Origin of the sequence: Venatorbacter sp. C2-1 (assembly GCF_022832715.1) — a bacterium.
GTDB lineage: Bacteria > Pseudomonadota > Gammaproteobacteria > Pseudomonadales > Oceanobacteraceae > Venatoribacter > Venatoribacter alkanivorans.
The window spans coordinates 795822-820057 of sequence record NZ_CP094879.1 but is presented as its reverse complement, the minus strand read 5'-3'; the positions used below and the strand labels follow the sequence as shown (position 1 = coordinate 820057).

The 24236-nt window shown below is 56.0% G+C and carries 24 protein-coding genes; 19 read left to right on the top strand and 5 right to left on the bottom strand.

The genetic code is table 11. The annotated features are described in order from the left end of the window. Positions 1 to 49: 49 nt before the first annotated feature. Together MT343_RS03620 and MT343_RS03615 are read left to right on the top strand one after the other, a co-directional pair. Positions 50 to 394: a pentapeptide repeat-containing protein gene (locus MT343_RS03620; RefSeq protein WP_145469832.1), complete on the top strand. Its 345-nt coding sequence runs from the start codon at positions 50 to 52 to the stop codon at positions 392 to 394. 162 nt (positions 395 to 556) lie between these two features. Continuing rightward, a complete protein-coding gene (locus MT343_RS03615; protein WP_145469833.1) occupies positions 557 to 1351 on the top strand; it encodes a Crp/Fnr family transcriptional regulator in 795 nt (264 codons plus the stop codon). Between the two features lie 289 nt (positions 1352 to 1640). Here MT343_RS03615 and MT343_RS03610 read toward each other — a convergent pair whose 3' ends face one another. Next, a complete protein-coding gene (locus tag MT343_RS03610; RefSeq protein WP_145469834.1) occupies positions 1641 to 2405 on the bottom strand; it encodes a heme ABC transporter ATP-binding protein in 765 nt (254 codons plus the stop codon). Next, positions 2399 to 3394 (bottom strand): FecCD family ABC transporter permease, encoded by a 996-nt coding sequence (locus MT343_RS03605; RefSeq protein WP_186435974.1) that lies wholly within the window; start codon positions 3392 to 3394, stop codon positions 2399 to 2401. Before MT343_RS03605 ends, MT343_RS03610 begins: the two co-directional genes overlap by 7 nt. A 32-nt stretch (positions 3395 to 3426) precedes the next feature. On the opposite strand from MT343_RS03605, the gene MT343_RS03600 reads away from it, so the two are divergent. Then, positions 3427 to 3744: a Rieske (2Fe-2S) protein gene (locus MT343_RS03600; RefSeq protein ID WP_145469836.1), complete on the top strand. Its 318-nt coding sequence runs from the start codon at positions 3427 to 3429 to the stop codon at positions 3742 to 3744. 15 nt (positions 3745 to 3759) lie between these two features. Here the strand turns inward: MT343_RS03600 and MT343_RS03595 are convergent, their stop codons facing one another. From MT343_RS03595 to MT343_RS03585, 3 genes are read right to left on the bottom strand one after another with little or no spacing between them, the layout of a single operon-like run. Then, positions 3760 to 3960: a hypothetical protein gene (locus tag MT343_RS03595; RefSeq protein ID WP_145469837.1), complete on the bottom strand. Its 201-nt coding sequence runs from the start codon at positions 3958 to 3960 to the stop codon at positions 3760 to 3762. Positions 3961 to 4005: 45 nt separating this feature from the next. After that, entirely contained in the window at positions 4006 to 4764 is a 759-nt protein-coding gene (sfsA, locus tag MT343_RS03590; RefSeq protein WP_145469838.1) for a DNA/RNA nuclease SfsA, read from the bottom strand. Further along, entirely contained in the window at positions 4764 to 5972 is a 1209-nt protein-coding gene (locus MT343_RS03585) for a pyridoxal phosphate-dependent aminotransferase (protein WP_145469839.1), read from the bottom strand. The genes sfsA and MT343_RS03585 overlap by 1 nt, the downstream gene beginning before the upstream one ends. 254 nt (positions 5973 to 6226) lie before the next feature. Here MT343_RS03585 and dksA point away from each other — a divergent pair, with 254 nt between their 5' ends. From dksA to mtnC, 16 genes are all read left to right on the top strand, one after another. Beyond that, complete coding sequence (gene dksA / locus MT343_RS03580) at positions 6227 to 6661, top strand: RNA polymerase-binding protein DksA (RefSeq protein WP_145469840.1); 435 nt, start codon at positions 6227 to 6229, stop codon at positions 6659 to 6661. Positions 6662 to 6745: 84 nt separating this feature from the next. Then, the gene (gene gluQRS / locus MT343_RS03575) at positions 6746 to 7654 is read left to right on the top strand and encodes a tRNA glutamyl-Q(34) synthetase GluQRS (protein WP_145469841.1); all 909 of its coding nucleotides are present in this window, start codon (positions 6746 to 6748) and stop codon (positions 7652 to 7654) included. A gap of 45 nt (positions 7655 to 7699) precedes the next feature. Beyond that, positions 7700 to 7876 carry a hypothetical protein gene (locus MT343_RS03570; RefSeq protein WP_186435975.1) on the top strand — a complete coding sequence of 59 codons (177 nt, stop codon included), beginning with the start codon at positions 7700 to 7702 and terminating at the stop codon, positions 7874 to 7876. Continuing rightward, positions 7866 to 10796, top strand: coding sequence for a sensor histidine kinase (locus MT343_RS03565; protein ID WP_145469842.1), 2931 nt, complete (start codon positions 7866 to 7868; stop codon positions 10794 to 10796). The genes MT343_RS03570 and MT343_RS03565 overlap by 11 nt, the downstream gene beginning before the upstream one ends. Further along, positions 10793 to 12190, top strand: coding sequence for a sigma-54-dependent transcriptional regulator (locus MT343_RS03560; RefSeq protein ID WP_145469843.1), 1398 nt, complete (start codon positions 10793 to 10795; stop codon positions 12188 to 12190). The genes MT343_RS03565 and MT343_RS03560 overlap by 4 nt, the downstream gene beginning before the upstream one ends. 1172 nt (positions 12191 to 13362) lie before the next feature. Further along, a complete protein-coding gene (gene pcnB / locus MT343_RS03555; RefSeq protein ID WP_243989497.1) occupies positions 13363 to 14736 on the top strand; it encodes a polynucleotide adenylyltransferase PcnB in 1374 nt (457 codons plus the stop codon). An 18-nt stretch (positions 14737 to 14754) separates the two neighbouring features. Then, positions 14755 to 15249, top strand: a complete 495-nt coding sequence (folK, locus tag MT343_RS03550) for a 2-amino-4-hydroxy-6-hydroxymethyldihydropteridine diphosphokinase (RefSeq protein WP_145469845.1) — start codon at positions 14755 to 14757, stop codon at positions 15247 to 15249. Between the two features lie 88 nt (positions 15250 to 15337). Continuing rightward, complete coding sequence (panB, locus tag MT343_RS03545; RefSeq protein WP_145469846.1) at positions 15338 to 16147, top strand: 3-methyl-2-oxobutanoate hydroxymethyltransferase; 810 nt, start codon at positions 15338 to 15340, stop codon at positions 16145 to 16147. Further along, a complete protein-coding gene (gene panC / locus MT343_RS03540; protein WP_145469847.1) occupies positions 16144 to 17004 on the top strand; it encodes a pantoate--beta-alanine ligase in 861 nt (286 codons plus the stop codon). Before panB ends, panC begins: the two co-directional genes overlap by 4 nt. A 110-nt stretch (positions 17005 to 17114) precedes the next feature. Further along, positions 17115 to 17495, top strand: a complete 381-nt coding sequence (gene panD / locus MT343_RS03535) for an aspartate 1-decarboxylase (protein WP_145469848.1) — start codon at positions 17115 to 17117, stop codon at positions 17493 to 17495. A 164-nt stretch (positions 17496 to 17659) separates the two neighbouring features. Next, positions 17660 to 19318 carry a glucose-6-phosphate isomerase gene (pgi, locus tag MT343_RS03530; protein ID WP_145469849.1) on the top strand — a complete coding sequence of 553 codons (1659 nt, stop codon included), beginning with the start codon at positions 17660 to 17662 and terminating at the stop codon, positions 19316 to 19318. Positions 19319 to 19496: 178 nt separating this feature from the next. Next, complete coding sequence (locus MT343_RS03525) at positions 19497 to 21113, top strand: methyl-accepting chemotaxis protein (RefSeq protein ID WP_145469850.1); 1617 nt, start codon at positions 19497 to 19499, stop codon at positions 21111 to 21113. A 163-nt stretch (positions 21114 to 21276) separates the two neighbouring features. Continuing rightward, on the top strand, positions 21277 to 22293 hold the full coding sequence (gene mtnA, locus MT343_RS03520; RefSeq protein ID WP_145469851.1) for an S-methyl-5-thioribose-1-phosphate isomerase: 1017 nt from the start codon (positions 21277 to 21279) through the stop codon (positions 22291 to 22293). 9 nt (positions 22294 to 22302) lie between these two features. Then, on the top strand, positions 22303 to 22926 hold the full coding sequence (locus tag MT343_RS03515) for a methylthioribulose 1-phosphate dehydratase (protein WP_145469852.1): 624 nt from the start codon (positions 22303 to 22305) through the stop codon (positions 22924 to 22926). 9 nt (positions 22927 to 22935) lie between these two features. After that, positions 22936 to 23481 carry a 1,2-dihydroxy-3-keto-5-methylthiopentene dioxygenase gene (locus MT343_RS03510; protein ID WP_145469853.1) on the top strand — a complete coding sequence of 182 codons (546 nt, stop codon included), beginning with the start codon at positions 22936 to 22938 and terminating at the stop codon, positions 23479 to 23481. A gap of 12 nt (positions 23482 to 23493) precedes the next feature. Next, on the top strand, positions 23494 to 24204 hold the full coding sequence (mtnC, locus tag MT343_RS03505; RefSeq protein WP_145469854.1) for an acireductone synthase: 711 nt from the start codon (positions 23494 to 23496) through the stop codon (positions 24202 to 24204). Positions 24205 to 24236 lie beyond the last annotated feature (32 nt).

Below are 24236 nucleotides of genomic sequence, written 5' to 3'. Positions count from 1 at the left end.
GCGATCTATACTTGAAAGAACGGAGTTTACCGTAATTAAGGAATAACCTATGCCTACTCCCATCATAAGTCAGGATCCCATGTACCAGCTGCTGCGCAACGACGATGTGCAGGGCTTTAATAAAGCGCGGGAAAGTGGCAAAACCTGTGACCTGCGGGGCTGTGATCTGCGCGGCCTGGATCTGCGCAATATCAACCTGAAAGGCATCGATCTTACCGACGCCTACTTCCGCGGCGCCGACCTGCGCGGCATTGATTTCCGCGGCTGCCGTATGGATGGTGTCAGCCTCGCCAATGCCAAAATCAGTGGCTGTTATTTTCCGCCCAGCATTCCGGCCGAGGAAATTCTGCTGTCAGTCAGCCACGGCACCCGGCTGCGCGATCAGGCACAATAAACGCATTGCCGCCCGGCCTCCTGCCGACAATTCAGCCAGTTATAAACCGGAGGTTGATCTGATCGTACCTTTTGCGCAAATTCCGCAGCCGCAGGTTCAAGCCCGCGGGGTTTTGCTGTACATTCCTGAGATCAATGACAGGATTGCCCGAAGAGGCAAAATGTGGGGGATAGCATGTTTCTGGTCGGCAAACCATCAGACACCATCGAACAGTTAATTAACCGGATTTCACATCTGGTACGACTGCTGCTGGAAGGGTTTGAACTGAGTAATACGCCCATCACACTGGAGGGTGTCGACGATCTTTATGAGCATTTCGACCGCGACCAGTTTTTTCTGATTCAGGACGGCATGCTGCATCTGAGTAAAAACGGCCAGAATCTGGTCAGCTTTGACGAAGGTGACCTGATTGGCATCATCCACTCCTTTGATCTGCCTTTACCAGTACTGCGTACCGACGAATACGTTGAACTGATCCCGATTGACCGCGACCGCTTCCTGCGCCACGTCTATTCCGATAAACGCCGCCAGCATTACTGGAGCCACTTTCTGGTGTGCCAGAATGCCCTGCTGCTGAACTATCTGGCCGATACCTTCAAAACCCAGGTAAGGCCAACCGCCGGTTTTCAGAATATTCAGCCCGGCGATGTCATTATTCAGCAGGGTGATCCCGCTGAGCATGTCTACACCATCATCAGCGGTGAAGCGGATGTGTTTGTTGATGGCGTCAAAGTCGGCGATATCGGCGAAGAAGAAGTCTTTGGTGCCATGGCGGTATTTACCGGCGAGCCACGCAGCGCCACCGTCATCGCCCGCACACCCTGCACCATTATGGCGGTTCCACAGCATGACTTTATTCTGCTGATCGAAGCTCAGCCTAAAGCCGCGGTGAATCTGATTGAAAACCTGGCGCGCCGCATCACACTGATGAATCAGCAGCTGATCGACAAAGAATAAGCACCACGCTCAGCGGGAAACAAAAAAGCCGTGACAGTTTCTGCCACGGCTTTTTTGTGCCCTGCATATGCTCATGAAATATTTTCAAATATAAATGAGAATTATTATTGACAATGTTTTTGAGAATCATTATTGTTTGACCATCGGCGTCAGAGATGGCGCCGGTGTTCTACACCTCATTCTGTTGTCGGGGTGAAGATCTCTCTCATCAAGCTAATCACGGTTGCTTTGCCCCTCTCTCTTTAAGAGCCGAGGGGCGTTTTTTTATCTGCTGTCCACGCCTGCTTATTCACACCCAATGCAGGTAATCACCCTCAAGCACCGTCTCAACGCGGAAGGTGTCACTGACCTGCTCCGCCGTTAATACTTCCCGTGCCGGCCCGTCCGCCACCAGACGACCACAACAGAGCAGCAGCACACGATCGGCATAGCGCCGCGCCAGATTAAGATCATGCACCACCATCAGCACGCTCTTACCGGCGGCCGTCAGCTGGCGGATATGGCTCATACACTGCTGCTGATGGCGCAGATCGAGCGCACTCAAAGGCTCATCCAGCAGCCACAGCTGACTGTCGGCCTGATTCACCTGAATCCAGCTGCGCGCCAGCTGACAACGCTGTTGTTCTCCACCGGATAACAGACGTACATCGCGCCCGGCCAGATAAGCGATATCCCAGGCCCGTAAGGCGTCCTGCACCTGAGTACGCAGCGCTACCACCGAGTCGCTGTGTGCCAGACCACCCAACTGCACCACCTCACTCACCGACAGCGGAAAATTCATCGGGCTCAGCTGCGGCACCAGTGTGACCCGTTGCGCCCAGTCACGACGCTGCCAGTTACAGGTATCCTGCTGATTAAACTGCAGCGTACCACGATCGGGCTGCAGCATACCGGCCAGCATGTTCATCAGCGTCGATTTACCCGCGCCGTTGGGGCCCACCAGCATCACCAGCTCACCGCAGGCCAGCTGAAAACCGACATCATCCACAATGGCGGCACCAGCGCGGCTTAAGCCCAGCCCGGACGCCTGAATCAGAATGTCAGGGTTCACCATGCCAACCTCTTCTTCTCGCGGATCATCAGCGCAATAAACAACGGCGCCCCCAGCAATGTGGTGACGATACCGATCGGCAGTTCCGCCGGCGCCACAATCACCCGTGACAACATATCCGCCGCCACCAGCAAACAGCCACCCAGCACCACCGCCAGCGGCAATACCCGCTGGTGCGCAGCACCGGTTAACAGGCGGGCAATATGCGGGCTGATCAGGCCAATAAAGCCGATCACACCACTGGCCGATACCGCCAGTGCCACACAGAGCGCAACCCAGATGACGACCTGCCACTGCAGACGACTGACCGAAACGCCCAGCGAGCGGGCTTCCACTTCGCCCAGCAACAGCGCATCCAGATTGCGTAAACGTTTTGGCCAGAAGATCACCGCGCCCAGCAGCACCGCGCTCATCGCCCCGACCCAACCCCAGTTGGCGCCGGATAAACTGCCCAGCGACCAGAAGGTAATCTGGCGCAGCGCATCATCGCTGGCCATATACGACAACAAACCAATCAAAGCTCCGGCAAGAACATTAACCGCTATCCCGGCCAGAATCAGAAAGCTCATGGCGTGCAGGGAATTGCCCTGCAGGCCGAGACGCAACACCAGCAGCAGTGCCACCACACCACCGGCAAAGGCGGCGATGGGCTGCGCCCAGTAAGGCAGCGCCAGACCCGCGGCCTGCAGCACCACAAACACGGCTGCCGCCACCGCCGCACCACCGGATACACCGATCAGCCCCGGATCAGCCAGCGGATTGCGCACCATGCCCTGAATCAGTACCCCGGCCCAGGCCAGCAAAGCCCCCACCAGAAAGGCCATCAGCACCCGTGGCAGGCGGATCTGCCAGAGAATGGTCTGGCCAACATCGGTATACAGCAGCCAGTCCAGACTCTGGCTGCCGCTGGCCAGGCCAAGCAGAATAAAGATCAGTGGTAGCAGCAGGCATAACAGCAGGATATGCTTGCGCCGCTTCAGGGCGGTGTTCATCGCAGGAATTAACTCAGGCTGCAGGAAAGAATATGCGGGCATTGTGCCACACAGACACAATTGCGGAAGGACAGAGTAAAGGTTTTGAACTCGAAGGCCAGTCGGTCTTTGTTGTGCACAAACAGGGACAGTTCTTCGTATATCACAATCAGTGCCCACATCTGGGCATTAATCTGGAATGGTTACCGGACCAGTTTCTCGACAGTGATGGCTGCCTGATTCAGTGTGCCATGCACGGTGCGTTGTTTCTGATTGAAGATGGTCAGTGCATCGCCGGCCCCTGTCAGGGCCAGCGTTTAAGAGCCGTTGCGCACGAGATCCGCGATGGACGGATCTGGGCCGATCTGTAACGCCGCAAGCGGCCGTTACTTTTTCAGTTTATCGATACCGTCCTGCAGTACATCCTTACCGCCTTCCAGTAAGTCAGAGCCACCGTCTTTCAGGCGATCCATCAGCGCATCGGATTTAAACGGGTTGGCGAACGGATCACGGTCACGGATCAGATTGGAACCAATCCAGGCGCCCAGCAAAAGACCAATAATGAGAATAATAAGAGTGCGTTTCATCGTACTTACCTTGTTTTTGTAATCAGTTGTGCCATTGCTGCAGCATCAGCCAGCAATATCGACCGGCAAACACTGCCCCAGCTCCAGGCCGCTGGCATCCGCATAAAACTGCGCCTGATAAGCCAGTACCTCAACGCCCTGTGCCACCACCTCGGCCAGCGCCGCGGCATAAGCCGGATCAATGACCCGCGCCGGGCGTACCCGCTTAATGCCCTCGTGCGGTACGCAGAATAACAGCAGGGTACGATACCCCTGCTGACGTAACTCAGCCAGACGGCGCAGATGCTTCAAACCACGGGTGGTCACCGCATCCGGAAAACTGCCCCAGCCATCACTGGCCTGCGGCTGATCTGGCTGAGGGTAATCAAGCAAAGTAACACTCTTAACCTCAACATACACCGGGGGTTCTTGCGGCTGCTGTGGCTGCAGCAGAAAATCCAGCCGCCCGTCTTCAACTTTAGGCTCCGGCAGAATCTGATAATCCCCCGCCAGCTCAGCAATGCGCCCGGCGGCCAGAGCCTCGGCCACCAGCTGGTTCGGGCGGGCGGTGTTGATACAGGCTTTATAACGCCCGGCAACTTCCACCCATTCCCAGCTGTAACGGTATTTGCGTTTGGCCGCCGCGCCGGATGGCAGAGAGTCCCACAACCATACGCGACTGCCGGGTTCGGCACAGTGTTTCATCGAGCCGGTATTGGGGCAGTGGGCGGTAATTTCCTCACCACTGTCGAGCACGATATCGGCCAGAAAACGTTTATAGCGTTTGATTAAACGCCCGCCGACCAGCGCTGAATCGTAACGCATCAGCGTACTCCGCCGGCTTGAGTGAGCCAGTTCTGCAGGCGGGCGATCGCTTCCTGTAAACGCTCAAGGCGGGTGGTAAAAGCAAAGCGCACATGACTGCCGGCTTCGTGTTCGCCAAAGTCGACGCCCGGCGTAATGGCCACGCCGGTTTCACGCAACACCTGTGAACAGAAGCTCAGACTGTCGCTGGTAAAACGGCTGGCATCGGCATAGATATAAAACGCGCCGTCGGGTGCGACCGGCACGCCAAAACCCAGTTGCGGCAAAGCTTCAAGCAGATAATCACGGCGTTCGGCCAGTTCCGCCCGGCGCTCCTCAAGAATCGCCATCGTCTCCGGCTCAAAAGCCGCCAGCGCGGCATATTGCGCCGGCGTCGGCGGTGCCAGAAAAAGGTTCTGCGCCAGGGTATCCAGGTCCGTCACCCAGGACTCCGGCACCACCGCCCAGCCCAGGCGCCAGCCGGTCATACCGAAAAATTTGGAGAAGCTGTTCAGCACCACCGCATCCTCCGCCACCGACAGGACCGTCTGCGGCGCACTGGTGTAATTCAGCCCCTGATAGATTTCATCCACCCAGAGTTCGCCCTGCTGCTCACGTACAGCCGCCGCCAGAGCGCTGAGTTCATCCAGCGACAACACGGTGCCGGTCGGGTTGGCCGGTGACGCCACCAACGCCACTTTGGTATCTGCCGACCAGTGCTGACGAATATCGGCCGCCGTCAGCTGAAACTTCTGCGCCGCACCACAGGGCAGCAGTTGCCCGCGGCCTTCAAACACCCGGGCAAAATGACGGTTACAGGGATAACCCGGATCGGCCAGCAACATCTTCTGCCCCGGATTCAACCGTGCCGCCGTTAACAGCAGTAAGGCGCCGGAGGCCCCCGGTGCCAGCACAATACGCTTTGGGCTGATGCTGACACCAAAACGGCTGTAGTAATAATCCGCCAGTTTCTGGCGTAATTCGGGCAATCCCAGCGCCGGGGTGTAGCCGGTTTTGCCGGCGTTCATCGCTTTGATCGCGGCATCAATCATCGGCTGTGGCGTCGGGAAGTCGGGCTCGCCGACTTCCAGATGAATAATATCTTTCCCCTGCGCCTGCAGCGCCTGAGCTTCGGCCAGAATGGCCATTACCTGAAAGGGTTTGATATCCGCACAACGGCGGGCAGACGAAGAGAAATCAGGGGTGGCCGGGGCCTGTTCGGGGGACATAACAACTCAACTATCAATAAATACAGATAAAAACGGCTAAAGAAGACAACAAAATAACCGGCCTATTGTGCCAGATGACTGACTGGCAGCAACCAAAGCCAACAAAACCCTGCGGAAATAGTTGGCGCTTGGCAGGTTATCTGATAGTTTCCCCGCCTTATCATTTGGAGCCCAGGGAAGAAAAGTGTTGTTTTCCCGGGGCGCATGGACCCGATGTCCGGTTAAACCGGTTTACCAGGTGAGGCAGTAACGCAATGCCGCAAGATAAAAAAGAATTTGCCCTGTCCGATTTCACTCCTTACGAAATTGGCAAAGATGAAGAATACATGAGTGATGCTCAGCTGGAGCACTTCGCAACTATCCTGCGCAACTGGAAACAGGAGCTGATGGAAGAAGTGGATCGCACCAAAGAGCACATGCAAACCGAGCTGAATAACTACGCCGATCCTAACGATCGTGCCAGCCAGGAAGAAGAGTTCAACCTGGAACTGCGCACCCGTGACCGTGAGCGTAAGCTGATCAAAAAGATTGAGAAAACCATCGACCTGATCGGCAAAGGTGACTACGGCTACTGCAGCGCCTGTGGCGTGGAAATTGGTATTCGCCGTCTTGAAGCCCGCCCGACCGCCGATCTGTGCATCGACTGTAAGACGCTGGCTGAAATCAAAGAAAAACAGCTGGGCGTCTGATCCGGCTGAATGCGCGACCGCCAGCGGCGGTCGCGCTTTCTTTTTCCTCTGATGACTGACCCTTTCATGTCAGACACTGCCGTCATGGCCAATCCCCTTTCTTCTGTTTCTTATACCGGCCGCTTTGCGCCTTCTCCCACCGGACCATTGCACTTCGGCTCACTGCTTGCCGCTGTGGCCAGCTATGTCGATGCCCGTGCTAATAACGGCCGCTGGCTGGTACGCATCGAAGATCTCGACCCGCCACGCGAAGACCCCTCTGCCGCCAGTGCGATTCTGCATATTCTCGATGCCTACGGCCTGCACTGGGATGGCGAGGTACGCTATCAGAGCGAACGCCATGAGGCCTATCAACAGGTACTGCAGCAACTGATCAGCAACGGTCTGGCGTTTCCCTGCCAGTGTTCGCGCAAGCAACTTGGCGGCCTGCCGCATCAGGGGAATTGCCACTGTCAGGCAACAACGGATATCGCCTGGCGTTTTCTGTGCCCGGCAGGTGAGCTGTGCTTTGACGATGGTTTACAGGGCCGCTGGTGCAGCGATCTGACACAGGAGATTGGCGATTTTGTTATCAAACGCCGCGATGGTCCCTGGTCGTATCAGCTGGCGGTGGTCACCGATGATATTGATCAGGGCATTAGCCATATCGTGCGCGGCATCGACCTGATCGACTCCACCGCACGCCAGATCCTGCTCTACCACGCGCTGCAGCACCCCCTGCCCTGCTACAGCCATATACCGGTGGCGCTGGAGGCTAATGGACAGAAGCTGAGCAAACAGAATCTGGCACAGCCGCTGACCACAGAAAATATCAGCCAAACCCTGTGGATGGCGCTGAGCTGGCTCGGCCAGCAACCCCCGCCGCAACTGCAGTCATGCTCGCCCGGCGAACTGCTGCACTGGGCAACACAACACTGGCAACCACAGGCGCTGGCCGGCCAGCGCGAGCGCCCGGCCCCCGAGGGCTTTCAGCGCGAAGCGTCTGCCGGCTGAGAACTTTGTGGTACGCTTGCCGCTTTCATTTACGACGGCCTGGTTATGTACGATTACCGCCTTGGATTGGCACTGTTGGTGGGGATTTATCTGTTTTCCCCCATCATGATGGACTGGTGGCTCGATGACCGCGGCGCCTGGTATCGCCCCTTTGCAATCTGGTTGTTACTGATCGGCTTTTATATCTGGCTGAATCATAAGCGGGGTGACGATGAGCTTTAGTCTGGGTCAGCTGGGGCTGATCGTTTTAGGCTACCTCGGCGCACTGTTTACCACCGCTTATGCGGTTGAACGCGGCTGGGTCCCGCGCCGCTGGGTACGTCACCCACTGGTGTATATTTTCTCGCTCGGCGTGTATGCCAGCGCCTGGGCGTTTTATGGTTCGGTGGGCATGGCCAACCAATACGGCTATGGTTTCCTGGCTTATTACCTGGGCATCTCCGGCGCCTTTGTCATGTCGCCAATCCTGCTGCGTCCCATTCTGCATATTGCCCGTATTTATCAGCTGGGATCTCTCGCCGACCTGCTCGCCTTCCGTTACCGCTCGCGTCTGGCCGGTATGCTGGTATCAGTGTTTACCCTCGCCGTCGTTATTCCGATGCTGACGCTGCAGATCAGTGCCATCGCCGATACCCTGCACCTGCTCAACAGTGAGTGGCCGGTGACCACGCTGGCATTCGGCTTCTGTGTCACCATGATTATCTTTGCCGTACTGTTCGGCGCGCGTCATGTTTCACCGCGGGAAAAACACGAGGGGCTGGTCTTTGCCCTGGCCTTTGAATCGCTGCTCAAACTGACTGCCATTCTGGTGCTGGCCGGTGTGGCGTTGTTTGGTATTTTCGATCAGGTCGGTGGTCTGGAGCAGTGGCTGATCGATAATCAGGACCGCCTGTCCAACCAGCAGATTACCCTGCAGGAAGGGCCGTGGCGCACGCTGTTGCTGGTGTTTTTTGCCGCGGCCATCGTCATGCCACACATGTTCCATGTGACCTTTACCGAAAACGTCAACAGCGATGCGCTAAAACCGGCAAGCTGGGGGTTCCCGCTGTTTCTGCTGGCCATGAGCATGGCCGTGCCGCCGATTCTGTGGGCCGGTATTTACCTGAATGTACAAACACCGGCCGAGTACTTTGCCATAGGTATCGGCCTGAAACTGGAATCGCCGTTTCTGGTCATCCTGACCTTTGTCGGCGGTCTGGCCGCCGCTTCAGGCATCATGATTGTGATAACCCTGGCCACCGCCGCCATGTTCCTCAACCATCTGGTGCTGCCTTTCCACAAGCCCAGTCCGCGCCATGATTTTTATCGCTGGCTGCTGTGGATGCGGCGCTCGCTGATCGCCGGCATTCTGCTGCTGGCTTACGGCTTCTACCGTTCCGTCGGCGCTGATCTGGATCTTAACCGCCTCGGTATTCTTGCTTTTGTCGCCGCGCTGCAGTTTTTACCCGGCGTACTGGGATTGCTGTACTGGCCCAAGTCCAACCGCAAAGGTTTTCTCGCCGGTCTGATCGCCGGTATTCTGGTATGGATCTACGGCATGCTGCTGCCGTTTTCTGAGCTGGCGCTGGGCTGGAACGTACCGCTGCCACTGGCGGCCATTGATGAAAGCAACTGGCATCTGGCCGCGCTGTCAGCCTTTGCCATCAACCTGTTGCTGTTTGTTTTGGTGAGTCTCAGCAGCAAACAGAAGGCCTCGGAAATGTCGGCTGCCGAAGCCTGTTCCATTGACACCGTCTCACGCCCCAGCCGCCGCCCTTTGATTGCCGGCAACTCCAACGATGTGATTATGTCGCTGAGCAAACCGCTTGGGCGCTACGTCGCCGAGCGCGAGGTCTATCAGGCCCTGACCGATCTCGACCTGCCTTCTTACGAAGACCGTCCCTACGCCCTGCGCCGCCTGCGCGCACGCTTAGAGGCGAATATTTCCGGCCTGATGGGACCAACCGTGGCGCACGATATCGTCAGCCGTTACCTGCCGTTTCAGGAAAATGCCGAACTCAGCGAAGACATTTATCAGATTGAACAGCGTCTGGAAGGCTTCCATGACCGCCTCAGCGGCCTCGCCGGCGAACTGGATAACCTGCGCCGCTACCATCGCCAGACACTGGAGCGTCTGCCGATGGGGGTATGCTCACTGGCTGACGATGGTGAGATTCTGATGTGGAATCAGGCGATGACTGAGCTGACCCAGATCGATGCTGCTCAGGTCACCGGCTCACATCTCAGCCGTCTGCCACCACCGTGGAATACGCTGCTACAGGATTTCGTTCTTAACGAACCCATGCACGAACACAAAAAGCGTGTCGATATCGGCGCCCGTCCGCGCTGGTACAGTCTACATAAATCGGTAATCAAGCCCAGTGGCGGCCAGCCCGGCGGTATTGTCGTGCTGATGGAAGATCAGACTGAAACCCAATTGCTGGAAGACGAGCTGATGCACAGCGAGCGTCTGGCATCCATTGGCCGTCTGGCGGCCGGTGTGGCACACGAGATCGGCAACCCCATTACCGGTATCGACTGTCTGGCGCAGACGATCCGCTACGAAACCGACAACCCCGAACTGCTGGAAATGGCTAACCAGATTCAGGAGCAGACCAAGCGGGTTACCCGTATCGTGCAATCGCTGATGAACTTTGCCCACGCCGGCCACCACTCCACCGAACATGAACCGGTCAGCCTGGCGCATGTTATTGACGAAGCCATGCAGCTGTTGCGTTTAAGCAAACGCAGCCAGGACATTGCCTTTATTAATGAGTGTGCCGGTGACGTGATGGTGCTTGGCGATGATCAGCGCCTGGTTCAGGTATTTGTGAACCTGTTAAGCAACGCACGCGATGCCAGCGGTCCCGGTCAGAACATCCGCGTTACCGCCGATACCGACGAACATCAGGTGATATTAAGAATTATCGACCAGGGGCACGGCATTCCCGCCGATAAAGTCGACCGTATTTTTGAGCCTTTTTTCACCACCAAAGACGTCGGTAAAGGCACTGGACTGGGGTTGTCACTGGTGTATTCCATCATCGAAGAACACTATGGCCACATCGCCATTGAAAGTCCGGTCGCCGACGGCCGCGGCACTTGTGTTAAAGTCAGCCTGCCACGTTATCATCACATTGAAGAATCGGAACCCGTTGCATGAGTCACATCCTGGTTGTTGAAGACGAAGCCATTATCCGTCAGTCCGTGCGCCGCCTGTTGCAGCGCCACGACTACGAAGTCACCGATGTGGATTCCCTTGATGCCGCCAAAAATGAAGACCTGAGCCGCTACAGCCTGATCATCAGCGATCTGCGCCTGCCCGGCGGCATGGGCACCGAACTGGTCGAGCTGGCCGGAGACACTCCGGTACTGATCATGACCAGCTACGCCAGCCTGCGCTCGGCGGTTGATGCTATGAAGATGGGGGCCGTGGATTACATCGCCAAACCCTTCGACCACGACGAAATGATTCAGGCGGTACAGCGCATTCTGAAAGAATCCAGCCTCAGCCATAAGCCAACCAACACCGATCTGCGCAAAGAAGTCAGCAAAGAATATCCGGTCAGCGGCATTATCGGCAGCTGCGAGCCTATGCTGCTGCTGTTCAAAAAAATCAGCAAGGTAGCCCCCACCGACGCCACCGTCCTTATTCAGGGCGAATCCGGTACCGGTAAAGAGCTGGTCGCACGGGCGCTGCATAATCAGAGCCGTCGCCATAACGCGGAGATGATTTCGGTTAACTGTGCTGCCATTCCTGAAACCCTGATTGAATCGGAACTGTTTGGCCATGAAAAAGGCGCCTTTACCGGCGCCAACGCCATGCGTCAGGGTCTGGTCGAAGCTGCCGACGGCGGCACCCTGTTTCTTGATGAGATCGGTGAACTGCCACTCGAAGCTCAGGCGCGCCTGCTGCGCGTATTGCAGGAAGGTGAAATCCGCCGCGTGGGTTCAGTACAAAGCAGAAAGGTCGATGTTCGCCTGGTTGCTGCGACCCACCGCAATCTGAAAGATCTGGCCAGTCGCGGCGAGTTCCGTGAAGACCTTTACTACCGTCTGAATGTTGTTGAGCTGCATCTGCCGCCACTGCGCGAGCGTGGCGACGATGTGGTCGAAATTGCCAATGCCATGCTGACCCGTGCCTGCGAGAAAATGCAGCAACCGCCGATGCATTTTACCGCCGAAGCCACCCAGGCTATCCGCCAGTACAACTGGCCGGGTAACGTGCGCGAGCTGGAAAACGCCGTCGAACGTGCTGTGATCCTTGCCGATGATGACAGCATTCAGGCTGATCTGTTGGGTATTGATCTGTCACCGGATCGTTATGTCAGCCCGGCGATGCGTGAAAATCTGCTGCAGAATGAACAATATGGGCCAGTTGATGGTCAACCCCAGCAGGGCGATCTATCTTTGGACGACTACTTTGTGCACTTTGTGCTGGAAAACGAACACAACATGACCGAGACCGACCTGGCGCGTAAGCTGGGCATCTCACGCAAAAGCCTTTGGGAGCGCCGCCAGCGTCTGGGCATTCCACGCAAGAAGAGCGGGAAATAAACACTGCTTCCGCCAGCATCACCACGATGTCATCTGTATCACAAAGTGTAACCTTCGGGTTACACTCCTCTCAAAAATCAGTCATTTACCGCCACCATTGGTAACACTTTAGTGGAACGCAATTCGGGCCAACGTTCTTAAAAATCCATAAGCTACTGATTTTAAAGGGTTTTTAAAGAGACCAATTAATTGGCACGGCATTCGCTATATAGTGAGCAAAGCAATAAAAAATGCGCCTCATAAAATAAAAATAAAAAAACGAGCGCGACAGGCCAGACAATAAAAATAAAAACGGCCGCTGAGTTAAAAACAATAATAACAAGCCCCGACTCACTGAAAGACGATTGCTTTGCCCGCGACGCAGCCGGCAAAGCAATCATCTCTCTTATCTGCAAGACCCCAGTACTTCTGCCAACTCCCCTCTGAAACAGCCCCGGTAACAAAATTCTGTAACAGACCCGGACAATCCCGCCCGTCCTCAGCTCTCGTCAGTATTTTCAGCGCAACCAGCAATAAACCGTAAAAACCAATACTTTCCCCTGACTTAAAAAGCGTCAGCCACGACCAGAAGCGACGTCATCCCAAATAAGGTTACACACTGTTACCCAGAAACATCTTTTGTTACCTCAGGCCTCGCTCCAAGTAACACTTTAGTCGAAGTCTCGGGTAACAAACGTCACGTAAAATTCATAAGGTATTGATATTAAAGGGCTTTTTAAAACTGGCATGGCGAATGCTATATAGATATCAGAACACTGAGGCGAACAATAAAAATAACAAACGTCCTGAGTGCAAAACCGGCGACTTATAAAAATAACAAAGCGCCGGGCAAAACGGTCTTCGATAACAACAACAATAAAAGACCGGTGTTATGAACACGCTGTTTTGAATGCACAGCTCTTGGCTGTGAAGAATAAGAAAAATAAAGGGCAGGAACCTGTCCATTCAAAACAGTCGGTTCGCCTGGTTGAAAAATAACAATAATAAAAAGAGAAGACTCACAAAGCCGCCAATGCGGCTTTTTGTTTATCTGCCCCCCGCAAACAGACTTCGCGGCCATTGCTGGCAGACGAGACTATTCAGAGGTTCCTTAAATTCAGGTGAACCGTTACACTCGCCTGCTTCTTTGCAAGACTAAGACTTCTCAATCCGTGAAACGGCCAACCAATTTGATCAAATCTGTTATCCGCCTGTTCGGCAAAAAGAAACCACGTACCGATGTGCAGCTGACCATCGTGCCACGTGACGAGCACAGCATCAGTCGCAGCAACATCAGCGAAAATGCCCTCAAAGTACTGTACCGGCTGAACAAAGCCGGACACCAGGCATTGCTGGTTGGCGGTGGCGTTCGTGACACCCTACTGGGCCTGCATCCAAAAGATTTCGACGTAGCAACCGATGCCACCCCCGAGCAGGTTAATCAGCTGTTCCGTAATTCCCGTCTGATCGGCCGTCGTTTCAAGCTGGTGCACGTGGTCTTTGGCCGCGACGTGATTGAAGTAGCCACATTCCGCGCCCCGCCCACGGAGGAACACTCCAGTAAGATTGCCGCCAAGGGCGATCAGGGCATGATTCTGCGTGATAACGTTTACGGCAACAAAGACGAAGACGCCGTACGCCGCGATTTCACCATCAACGCTCTCTATTACGATATTGCCGACTACAGCGTGCATGCTTATGCCGGCGGTTGGGATGACCTGCAAAACCGTCGTCTGCGCCTGATCGGCGATCCGGAAACCCGTTACCGCGAAGATCCGGTGCGCATGCTGCGCGCCATCCGTTTTGCCGCCAAACTGGATTTCAGCATTGAGGCGCATACCGCCGAGCCAATCCCGGTGATGGCGCCACTGCTGGAACAGATTCCGGCCGCGCGTTTATTTGAAGAAATTCTCAAACTGTTTCTGCACGGCAAGGCGCTGGATACCCTGCGCCTGCTGCGTGAGTACCAGCTGTTTGGGCCGCTGTTCCCGGCCACAGAGCAATGCCTGCGCGATGATCCGCAGGCACTGATCATGGCAGAGAACACCATGCGTAACACCGATGAGCGCATCCGTGCGGGTAAATCGGTAACACCTTACTTCTTCCTCGCTGCCCTGCTCTGGCCACCACTGGTACGTATCCAGAAAGAATTCGAGGCCAAAGGCATGCCACCGCATCCGGCACTGCAGAAAGCGGCTGACCGGGTTCTCGCACAACAAATTCAGAGCACCGCCATTCCCAAGCGCTTTTCTATCCCGATGCGTGAAATCTGGGAGATGCAGTTACGTCTGGCACGTACCCAGAGCCGCAAGGCCGAAGACCTGCTGACCCACCCGCGCTTCCGTGCCGCTTACGATTTTGTACTGCTGCGCGAGCAGTCCGGCGAAAACCTGAATGGTATCGGTGGTTTCTGGACACGCCTGCAGCAGGAACATCCTGATCTGGTACAGAGCCGCCCACCACGCGATTTCGAACGCACGGGCGACGCTGACGGTCAGGGCGAGTACAAAAAACGCCGCCGCCGTTCACCGCGTAACCGCAACCGCCGTCCTCCCCAGGCGAACTGACGACGGCCGTTCATCCTTATGATTCGCTGCTTTATTGGCCTCGGTGCCAACCTTGACGATCCTGCCGCGCAGATCACTATCGCTCTGCGCGCGCTGGCTGCATTACCGCACAGCCGCCTGCTGCGCTGCTCCTCACTGTACGGCAGCAAACCATTAGGGCCGCAGGATCAGCCGGATTACGTGAATGCCGTTGCTGAGCTGGAAACCAGTCTCGAACCTCTGGCCCTGCTGGATGCCCTGCAGGCTCAGGAACGCGAGCAGGGCCGCATCAAACGCCGCCACTGGGGAGAGCGCTGTATCGATCTCGATCTGCTGCTGTATGGTGATCTGACCATGCGCAGCGAACGCCTGAATATTCCCCATCACGAGATGCATAAGCGCAGTTTTGTACTGTTGCCGCTGACTGAAATTGCCGCCGATCTGCACCTGCCCGATGGCCGCGCCATTGCTGGGCTGACGCCGGAATTCGGTGGTGATCTGCAACGCATCGGGCCACCGCCACAGGTTTGTTGACTGCTCTGACAGTTGACTTATAAGCGCCAATCCGCACCATACGCCCCAGATTTGTTTCTAAACGAAACGCTGTAACCGGAGAATGACCATGAGTCCCATCAGTATCCGCTCACTGCAGGCAATGAAAGCCGGGCAGGAAAAATTTTCGGTCCTGACCGCCTACGACGCGACCTTTGCCCAACTGGCAGCCGATGCCGGTGTCGAAGTGCTGCTGGTCGGCGATTCCCTCGGCAATGTGATTCAGGGCCAGGACAGCACACTGCCGGTTACGGTTGAGCATATGGTCTATCACACCGAAGCCGTTGTGCGTGGTAACCGTCGCGCCAAGCGCCCGGCATTCATCATGACCGATCTGCCGTTTATGAGTTACGGCACGCTGGAACAGGGGCTGGAAAGCGCCCGTAAAGTGATGCAGGCCGGTGCGCATATGGTCAAGCTGGAAGGTGATGACTGGCTGATCCCGCTGGTTGAGTCTCTGGGTCGCCAAGGCGTGCCGGTGTGCGTACACCTCGGCCTGACACCGCAATCGGTCAACAAATTCGGCGGTTACCGCGTACAGGGCCGTGAAGACGATAAAGCCGAAGCCATGCTGGCCCACTGCATAGCGCTGGAAAAAGCCGGTACCGACCTGCTGCTGCTCGAATGTGTACCCAGCGCCCTTGCCGCCCGTATCAGCGCCGCGGTATCCATTCCGGTGATCGGCATCGGCGCCGGTGCTGGCACCGATGCACAGGTTCTGGTGATGCACGATATGCTGGGTCTGAATTCCGGTTTTACTCCTAAATTTGTGAAAAACTTCCTCACCGATGGCCGCAACGTGCAGCAGGCCTTTGCCGCTTATGTTGAAGAAGTTAAATCCGGTCAGTTCCCGGCCGCCGAACACGGATTCAGCGCATGATTACCGTTCATACCATCCGCGAACTGCGCGAACATGTGCGCAATGCCCGCAACAGCGGCCGCCGTATCGGTTTTGTACCGACCATGGGCAATCTGCACGAAGGCCATATCAGCCTGATTGAATGCTCTCTGGCGGCAGACTGCTTTACCGTTTCATCAGTATTCGTCAACCCGCTGCAGTTCAATGATAAGAGCGATCTGGCACGCTACCCGCGCACCCTGCCTGCCGATCAGGAAAAGCTCGCCGCCGCCGGCTGTGACCTGCTGTTTGCGCCCGATGTCGATGAAATGTACCCCAACGGCCAGGACGCACAGAGCATCGTGCATGTACCGGTCGTATCTGAGGGGCTGTGCGGCGGCAGTCGCCCCGGCCACTTTGATGGCGTATCGACGGTGGTCAGCAAACTGTTCAATCAGGTGCTGCCGGATATGGCCTTTTTCGGTGAAAAAGATTTTCAGCAGGTGGCGGTAATCCGCAAGATGGTGAACGACCTGTGCATGCCGGTGGAAATCATCCCGGTACCAACCAAACGCGCAGCTGATGGCCTCGCCTTAAGCTCCCGTAACGGTTATCTGAGCGCTGAAGAACGGGCGCTGGCCCCGGGCCTGTATCAGACCCTGAGCGAGATCGCTGACGACTTCAAAGCCGGAAAAGACCTTTCCGATAGCCTGAAAAATGCAGAAGAACGCCTGAATCAACGTGGTTTCCGTACCGATTATCTGGAAATCCGCCGTACTTCAGACCTGGCTCCGGCAACACTCAATGACCACTCTGTAGTCGTTTTAGGCGCGGCTTTCCTTGGCTCAGCACGCTTAATTGATAATCTTCAGGTGACATTGAATCAGGCGAATGATTGAGGCATACTTCGCCGCCTTGCGCCCATATGGGTGATAAGTGAACAATTCCGGCGCTGCAGGACCTGCTCCCACAGTGAAGAATCGTCCGAATAGTAAAGAAAGGGTTTACCATGCAATCCATCATGCTCAAAGCCAAGCTTCATCAGGCTCGGGTTACGCACTCGGTGCTGAACTATGAAGGCTCTTGTGCCATTGACGGCAAATTGCTGGATCTCGCGGGTATGCGTGAGTTTGAACAGATCCAGATCTATAACATCAATAATGGCAAACGCTTCACCACCTATATTATTCGTGGCGAAGATGGTTCAGGTATCATTTCCGTAAATGGTGCTGCAGCGCATATGGCTGATGTGGGCGACCGCATTATTATCTGTGCTTACGCTAACTATGACGAAAAAGAGCTGGCCACGTTCAAGCCTAAGATGGTGTACCTGAACGCCGATAACAGCGTCAGCCATACCAGCTTCGATATTCCGGTCCAGGTGGCCTGAGCCCAGCTCACTGCCAGACCAATAAACGCCGCTTTATGCGGCGTTTTTTTATGGCCATTGCCAACCCAGCCCTCAGCGCAAGTTTTTTGCCCGTTGTTGCCGCCTTCCGTATACTCGCCGCATCTGACTTGTCGTTGTCATCCGACCGTATTTAAGGAAAGTTCATGGCCGTAACAGGAAGCCTGACCCAGTCTGAAATCTGGAAATCGTTACAACAGCATCATGCCGGAATCAAAGACCAGCATATGCGTGACTGGTTTGCAGCAGACCCTTACCGCTTTGAGCGCTTCCATATTCAGGCCGCTGGTCTGAGCCTGGATTACTCCAAAAACCGTATCACCGAAGAAACCATGCGCCTGCTGCTGCAGCTCGCCAATGAGCGGGAACTGCCTCTGCATATCGACAGCATGTTCAGCGGAGAAGCCATTAACCGCAGTGAAAAGCGTCCTGCCCTGCACACCGCCCTGCGTAACTTCAGCGATCGCCCGGTGCTGGTTAACGGCCAGGACATCATGCCGGAAATCAAAGACACCGTACGCCGCATGGAAGAGTTCTGCTGGAAAATCCGCCGCAACCAATGGCGCGGTTATACCAACAAAGCCTTTACTGATGTGGTCTCCATCGGCATCGGCGGTTCTTTTCTGGGCCCCAAGCTGGCATCCGGTGCGTTAAAACCCTACTGGGACAGCCGCCTGACCATTCACTATCTGGCCAATATCGATGGCTCTCATATCACCGAGATCCTGAAGCGCCTCGACCCGGCCACCACGCTGTTTATCATCCAGTCGAAGTCATTCAGTACTCAGGAAACCCTGAAGAATGCCATGGCCTGCCGCCAGTGGTTCCTGGATAACGGTGGTAACGAAAGTGACCTGGCCAAGCACTTCACCGCGGTGTCTTCCAATATTGAGAAAGCGGTTGAGTTTGGCATTGCCGAAGAGAATATTTTCCCGATGTGGGACTGGGTGGGCGGCCGTTATTCGCTCTGGTCAGCCATTGGTTTACCGCTGGCACTGGCGATTGGTATCGACAACTTCCGCGACCTGTTGCGCGGCGCCTTTGAAATGGACGAGCACTTCCGCACCGCGCCGCTGGAGCAGAATATGCCGGTGATCATGGCATTACTGGGAATCTGGTATGTGAACTTCTTCGGGGTAAATTCCCACGCCATTCTGCCGTACGACCACTATCTGCGTACCTTGCCGGCCCACCTGCAGCAGCTCGATATGGAGAGTAATGGCAAGTCGGTCACCGCCGATGGTTATCAGGTCGATTATCAGACCGGCCCAATCATCTGGGGCGGCGTTGGCACCAATGGCCAGCATGCTTTCCACCAGCTGCTGCATCAGGGCACGCATTTCTCGCCCTGTGACTTCATCATGCCGATGTGCAGCCACAACCCGATCGACAATTTCCACGCTATGCTGGTCTCCAACTGCCTGAGCCAGAGCCAGGCGTTGCTGCAGGGCAAATCGGAAGACGAAGCCATCGAAGAACTGATCGCCGCCGGCATGAGCAAAGCTGAAGCTATCGTACTGGCACCGCAGAAGGTCATTCCCGGTAACCGTCCGAGCAATACCCTGTACTTCCCCAAATCCAAGCCGCGGACCATTGGCGCACTGATCGCTCTGTACGAGCACAAGGTCGCGGCCCAGGGCATGCTCTGGGGCGTAAACTCCTTCGATCAGTGGGGCGTGGAACTGGGTAAACAGCTTGGTAATAAAGTACTGGAAGCGCTGGAATCACAGCGTATTCCGCAGCATTTTGACGGTTCTACCAACGGCCTGGTGCGCGCTTACCAGCAAATGCAGGATATGCTCTGATCCTGTCTGATGCCGGAGTATGAGCCCCCATTCATACTCCGGCATGACTTCCGACTCTTGAGTGTGGGTGCTTTCAGTTATTCCCATAAGGACGTACTGACTATCAGGTCAGGCAACTTGTCGCATTCCGACTCCTAAGCTATTCCTAATCCTGAGTTTTCAATCAGGATGATACTGAATGACGCTGTTTAACGGACTATCCCTGCGCTACAAAATTTTTGCCATTGCCCTGACCGGTGCCGCCGGTTTTCTCATTTACCTGGGTTATTCACTGCTCGCGCAGCAGCGCATAGAATCCAACCTGAAGCATATGGAGCAGGTTGCTTTCCCGTTAACCGAAAAAATCGACCGCAGCGGCCTGCTGCTGTTTAAAGTCCGCAATGAGCTGGCCAATGCCGTCGCCGATCTGGATGAAGACCGCATCGCCGAAGCCCGCCGTCATCATCAGGATATGCTGACAACACTGGATGCTATCCGCCAGCTGCTGCCTCAGAACCAGCAAATCCAGCAACTCAGCGATGCCTATAAACAGTACTGGCAAAGCGCCAGTCAGATGGCTGAGGGCATGATTAAAGGCTCTCTAGAGCTGGCCCAACTGGCACAACGTGCTCAGCAGGCAAACCAGACTTACGATGCTTTCAGCACCATGCTGGAGCAGCTGCGCCAGCAGAATTACCAGAACTTTTCTGCAGAAATTCAGGCCACCAGCGATGAAAGCTCGCGCACCCTCAAGGTCGGCCTGATGATTGCGCTGATTATGATCGCCATGCTGCAATTCACCGCCTGGTACATCTCCAGCCTGATTACCCGGCTGGTTAACCGTATTGTTCACTCACTGGGCTCAATGGCTACCGGCCACGGCGATCTGACCATCCGCCTGCAAACCCGCGCTACCGATGAAATCGGCAAACTGGTCACCAACTTCAATGGTTTTATCAGTCACCTGCAGCTGCTGGTACGGGTAATGGCTAACTTAAGCCTTGGTGTGTCTGCCGGTTCAGAAAAGGTGCTGACCATCGCCACCGCCACCCGCCGTGGCATCCAGCATCAGCAGGATGAGATTGAACAGGTAGCCACTGCGGTCAACCAGATGTCCGCCACCGCCTCCGAAGTCGCCGAGAGCGCCGAGTCCGCCGCCGATGCCACCCGCAAAGCCAGTGAAGAAACCAGCGCCTCGCAAAAAGTGATGGAAGCCAATATCCGCGCCATTACCGAGCTGGTGCAGGATGTACAGCGCGCCCGTGACGTTATCCAGACGCTGGCAAAAGAAAGCGAACAGATCGGCAATGCCTCCAAAACCATTCAGGGCATTGCCGAACAAACCAACCTGCTGGCGCTGAACGCCGCCATTGAAGCCGCCCGTGCCGGCGAACAGGGCCGTGGTTTTGCCGTGGTCGCCGATGAAGTCCGCGCACTGGCCGCCCGCACAGAAGAAACCACCAGCGATATCCAGAGTGTTACCGAACGACTCAACCGCAATATGAAGGAAGCCGTTCAGGTGATGGAGCTCAGCCAGGGCAATGCCCAGAAAGCAGTGGAACAGTCACGTCAGGCCGAAAACTCACTCAACAGCATTATGCAGCACGTTGCCACCATCAATAATATGAACGCTCAGGTTGCCACTGCCGCGGAAGAACAAAGCCAGGTGGCGGCCGAAATCAGCGCCAATATCGTGCGTATCAATGAGGTGTCCGAGAATACCGTACGCGAGGCCAGCAACACCGCCAGCGCCTCCGAGCAGCTGGCCGAGCAGGCCGAACAACTGCGCAGCATCGTAAACGAGTTTAAAGTTTAGGATCGGGTGCCATTCAGCCAGAACAGCTGGCCGAACAACTGCGCAGCATCGTAAACGAGTTTAAAGTTTAGGATCAGGTGCCATTCAGCTAGAATAGCCGCCTTATTTTAAGTGTGTGGCAGAGTGTTACCGCTGCCCGCACCTTGTTATCAGGACGGCCATCATGTCTGCACATTCTGCATCCGCACACGCTTCTTTCCATGCCATCGAATGGCGCCAGCAAAGCCTGCATCTGCTTGATCAGCGCGTACTCCCGCACGAACACCGTGTACTCGAATACACCACCGCCGCCGAAGTCGCCGATGCCATCCGCGCCATGGTCGTACGCGGTGCCCCGGCCATTGGTATTGCCGCAGCCTATGGCTATGCCCTCGACGCTCTGGCCGGCCGCGATCTGCAGCAGGCTTACCATGTTCTGGCTGAATCCCGTCCGACTGCCGTTAACCTGTTCTGGGCACTGGAGCGCATGGCCGCGCTGAACACCGCCGATGCGCACACTCTGGTAGCCGAAGCCCGCAAGATTCACGAAGAAGATATCGCCGCCAACCTCGCCATGGGCGAGTTCGGTGCCTCGGTGCTGCCGGAAAATGCCGTGATCTACACCCACTGCAACACCGGCGCACTGGCCACCGGTGGTCACGGTACTGCCCTTGGCATTATCCGCAGCGGTTACGCCGAAGGTAAGGTTACTCAGGTATACGCCGGAGAAACCCGCCCGTGGTTACAGGGCGCGCGTCTGACCGCCTGGGAACTGATGCAGGATCAGATTCCTGTCTCCCTGGTATGCGACGGTGCCGCCGCGCAGCTGTTCCGTCAGGGCAATGTCGACTGGGTGATTGTCGGCGCCGACCGTATTACCGCCAATGGCGATGTAGCCAATAAAATCGGCACTTACAGTCTGGCGGTACTGGCCAAACACCATGGGGTCAAAGTGATGGTTGCCGCCCCAACCACCACCTTCGACTTAACCCTCGAAAGCGGTGAAGATATTCCAATCGAGCAGCGACCGCAGGAAGAAGTGACCAGCCTCTTTGGTCAGCCGATTGCACCGGCCGGCTGTCAGGCCATTAACCCGTCATTTGATGTTACCCCGGCTGGCCTGATCGATGTCATCGCCACCGAAAAGGGCCTGATTATGCAACCCGACCGCGACAGCGTTGCGCTGCTGCTGGCACGCTGAGGAATGGCCATGTTTAATCAGCAGGATTTTGCCCGCGCCGCCCAGGCGCTGTGTGATTATGGCCGCATCCTCTACAGCCGTGGCTGGTCACCGGCCACCAGTTCCAACTATTCCGTACGCCTGAATGAGCAGTGCTGTGCACTGACCAGTTCCGGTAAGCACAAGGGCGAGCTGACACCGGCGGATATTCTGGTGGTCGACTGGAATGGCTACGCCCTGACTCCGGGCAAGCCTTCCGCCGAAACCCTGTTGCATACTCAGCTGTACGAACGTGATCCGGCCATTGGTGCCGTGCTGCATACCCACTCGCCGGTGGCGGTAGTACTGTCGCAGATCTGGCCACAGGATCAGCTGCAGCTTAACGGCTGGGAACTGCAGAAAGCCTTCGCCGGGGAAACCACCCACGCAGACACCATAAGCTTCCCGCTGTTTGCCAACGATCAGGATATCGCCCGTCTGGCTGCTCTGGTCGAACAGCATATGAGCACTCAGGGTCAGGGCCACGCCTATCTGATACGCGGTCACGGCGTGTACACCTGGGGCAAAGATCTGGCGGAATGTTTCCGTCATCTGGAAGCGCTGGAAAACCTGTTAGGCTACCAGCTCGAATTGCTGAAACTCCGTCAACTCTAAGGGACTGCCATGAGCATTATCCGCATCTATACCGACCACGACACAACGAATCTGTTGTTTACCAGTGATAACAGCAGCAAGATTCAGGCGCGACTGGCAGAGATTGGCGTACGCTTCGAACAGTGGCAAACCGGCAGCGATCTGAGCGCCGGCGCCCAACCGGAAGAAGTTATCAGCGCCTACCGCAAAGACATCGACCGCCTGATGCAGGAAGACGGCTATCAGACCGTTGATGTGGTCAGCCTCAGCGCCGACCATCCGCAGAAAGCCGAACTGCGGCAGAAATTCCTCAGCGAACACACCCACAGCGAAGACGAAGTGCGTTTCTTCGTCGCCGGTGAAGGTCTGTTCACCCTGCATGCCGACAATAAAGTGTTTGAAGTCCTGTGCAAGAAAGGCGACCTGATCAGTGTGCCGGCCAACACCCCCCACTGGTTTGATATGGGCCCGAATCCGGGCTTTATTGCCATCCGTCTGTTCAACAACCCTGACGGCTGGGTCGCCAACTTCACCGGCAGCGACATTGCCGAACGCTTTAACCGCCTGGAAAACTGAGCCGCACCCCTGATGACCGTAAAACTGATTCTGACCGATATTGAAGGCACCACGTCTTCCATCTCTTTTGTCAAAGACGTGCTCTTTCCATACGCCGCACAGCACCTGCCGGATTACGTGCGCAGTCATCTGCAGGATGCTCAGGTGCAGCAGCAACTGGCACAGACTACGCAACTGGCTGCCGCCGAAGGCATCGACGTTGACGCCACCGACCATGAAGCGCTGATTGCACTGTTGCTGCAGTGGATCGCCGCCGACCGCAAAGTAACACCGCTGAAAGCCCTGCAGGGACTGATCTGGGAAGCCGGCTACAAAAACCGCGACTACGCCGCGCACATGTATGCCGATGCCACCGAATACCTGCAGCGCTGGCATGCCAGCGGCATTCCGCTGTATGTCTATTCTTCAGGCTCAGTACAGGCACAGAAGCTGTTTTTCGGTTATTCACAGGACGGTGATCTGCTGCCGCTGTTCAGCGGTCATTTCGATACCCTGATCGGCGGCAAACGGGAGGCCGGTTCCTACCGTACTATCCTCGCCGAACTGCAGAAGCAGCATGATATTCAGGCGGCGGATGTGCTGTTTCTGTCGGATATCGCTGAAGAACTGGATGCCGCACGCGCAGCCGGACTGCAAACCTGCTGGCTGGTACGTGATGGTGCCCTACCGCAGAACCCCACTCATACCGCCGTCAGTAGCTTTGCGGATATTGTTTTAAACTGATCGCTTAAGACAAACATGGCATCTGGCCCGAT